The sequence below is a fragment of the Modicisalibacter coralii genome (assembly GCF_004117855.1).
GTDB lineage: Bacteria > Pseudomonadota > Gammaproteobacteria > Pseudomonadales > Halomonadaceae > Modicisalibacter > Modicisalibacter coralii.
On sequence record NZ_QWBW01000061.1, the window covers coordinates 1 to 1082 of the forward strand.

The following is a 1082-nucleotide window of genomic DNA, read 5'->3' on the forward strand; positions in this document are numbered from 1 at the left end:
ACCCTGAGTGGGTTGCCCCATTCGGAGATGTCCGGGTCACAGGTCATTTGCCACCTCGCCGAACCTTATCGCAGGCTGTCACGTCCTTCATCGCCTCTGGCTGCCTAGGCATCCACCGTGTGCGCTTCATCGCTTGACCATATAACCCCAAGGGGTCTGGTGCGATGACACGATCGCCGGATACGCTCGAGAGTCGTATCTCGTTTGTCTCTTCCTCTCGGAAGAAACGTTGTCAGCTTGATTCACATTGTTAAAGAGCGTTTAGAGCCATAAGCTCTAAGCTGTAAGCTTTACGTGACCGTCATCGACGTGTCACCYAAAACCTATAGCTTAGGACTTATTGAAAGACTGTTGGGACATCGGGAGGATGGTGGAGCCTACCGGGATCGAACCGGTGACCTCCTGCGTGCAAGGCAGGCGCTCTCCCAGCTGAGCTAAGGCCCCTGAACATCAGCTTTAAGCGGGAAGCTTTAAGCTGTAAGAAAAACCAACACCATGCCTGGCGGGCTTGACTTAAAGCTGACAGCTTATGGCTTACAGCTTGTTTTGGTGGGTCTGGGCAGACTCGAACTGCCGACCTCACCCTTATCAGGGGTGCGCTCTAACCAACTGAGCTACAGACCCAGCACCGTTTACAACCGCCTGCCGGCGCCGAGTTCCGGTCGGTCGACCTCACCCTCCTTTCCATTTAAGGTCAGGGGTGCGCTCTAACCAACTGAGCGACAGACCCAGCACCGTACTAACTGCTAAGCCCGTGTGACCCGTTGGCCCTGGGCAACTCCCACAGTCGTTGCTCTATTCCGATCAGGTAATTCATTGTGGACACTTGACCAGACACGATGACGTGTCGGTTAAGGAGGTGATCCAGCCGCAGGTTCCCCTACGGCTACCTTGTTACGACTTCACCCCAGTCATGAACCACACCGTGGTGATCGCCCTCCGAAGTTAGGCTAACCACTTCTGGTGCAGTCCACTCCCATGGTGTGACGGGCGGTGTGTACAAGGCCCGGGAACGTATTCACCGTGACATTCTGATTCACGATTACTAGCGATTCCGACTTCACGGAGTCGAGTTGCAGACT

Annotated in this window: 2 tRNA genes and 2 rRNA genes; all 4 read right to left on the minus strand. The window is 54.9% G+C overall.

Features of this window, described 5'->3' with window-relative positions:
* Positions 1 to 139: ribosomal RNA gene (locus D0901_RS20755) — 23S ribosomal RNA — on the minus strand; the annotation flags it as partial.
* 229 nt (positions 140 to 368) lie between these two features.
* A tRNA-Ala gene (locus D0901_RS20760) sits at positions 369 to 444 on the minus strand.
* 103 nt (positions 445 to 547) lie between these two features.
* Positions 548 to 624, minus strand: a tRNA-Ile gene (locus tag D0901_RS20765).
* 228 nt (positions 625 to 852) lie between these two features.
* A 16S ribosomal RNA gene (locus D0901_RS20770) occupies positions 853 to 1082 on the minus strand; the annotation flags it as partial.